Source organism: Enterococcus sp. 2G9_DIV0600, assembly GCF_002140615.1.
GTDB lineage: Bacteria > Bacillota > Bacilli > Lactobacillales > Enterococcaceae > Enterococcus_D > Enterococcus_D innesii.
In genome coordinates this window covers 550,485-551,303 of the sequence record NZ_NGLL01000002.1, presented here as the reverse complement: position 1 = coordinate 551,303, position 819 = coordinate 550,485, and the positions used below count along the sequence as shown (strand labels likewise).

Below are 819 nucleotides of genomic sequence, written 5' to 3'. Positions count from 1 at the left end.
ATCGCTGATAGAGACTGCTTCATTCCCTCGGTCGCTCGTCTGAACCCCTCAGTATCAACGTTTTTCATGACTGCTCGTTGAGCGGATAATGCCGGACTGATTGTCTCCATCATTTTTTTAGTGGAATCGGTATTTAATACTGTCATCGCTGATAAAGACGTCAATAATTTAGTAGCGTTGGGTAGGTTTATATTACTATAATGATTCCCTATATATGCTTCGAAATCATTTGTCATATCGAAAAGTTTCTCATCTGCTATTTCACCAATTAGTATTTTCTTAAAAGCTTCATTAAGTTGTTTCACGTATTTCTTTAGATTCTTTATCAGATCCTTATATAAAGAGTATTTAATCTCTTTATTATGACTCACAATATTCCCTGTCTCTTATACACATCTAGATGTGTATAAGAGACAGATTATATGTCAACCCATTTAAGTACCCCATATGATCAACTTTTGAAATTAAAAAGGAATCATTTTCTATATAAAAAATCACATTACCTTCTTTCAAGTTTACCATAGCATATCTTTCAGAATATCTTTTTTGAGACTCAATTAATTTTTCTGACAATTCATCACAAACGTCTTCAAACACTTCTTCTAAATTCCCATCAATTATAGCACATCTTAATTTTTCTATTAAAATTTTTGGTTCGACATTTTCTCGAGTAAATATAAATTCTCTCCTATTGTCTCTTGATAAGTTCTCATCAATTAGATTTTTTGCATATGTATTCAAACTCCCTGGGACATTTTCAATATTAGTTACTTCATCGCTTGATTTGTTAATTTTATATATTCGAGCATGACTTATTTG

1 protein-coding gene and 1 pseudogene are annotated in these 819 nt (G+C 31.3%); both read right to left on the bottom strand.

All coding sequences use genetic code 11. The features are described 5' to 3' along the window. Positions 1 to 371: pseudogene (locus tag A5870_RS17490) on the bottom strand (hypothetical protein); the annotation flags it as partial. 25 nt (positions 372 to 396) lie between these two features. Beyond that, positions 397 to 819: hypothetical protein (locus A5870_RS16190; RefSeq protein ID WP_176277854.1), on the bottom strand; the 423-nt coding region annotated here is incomplete at its 5' end.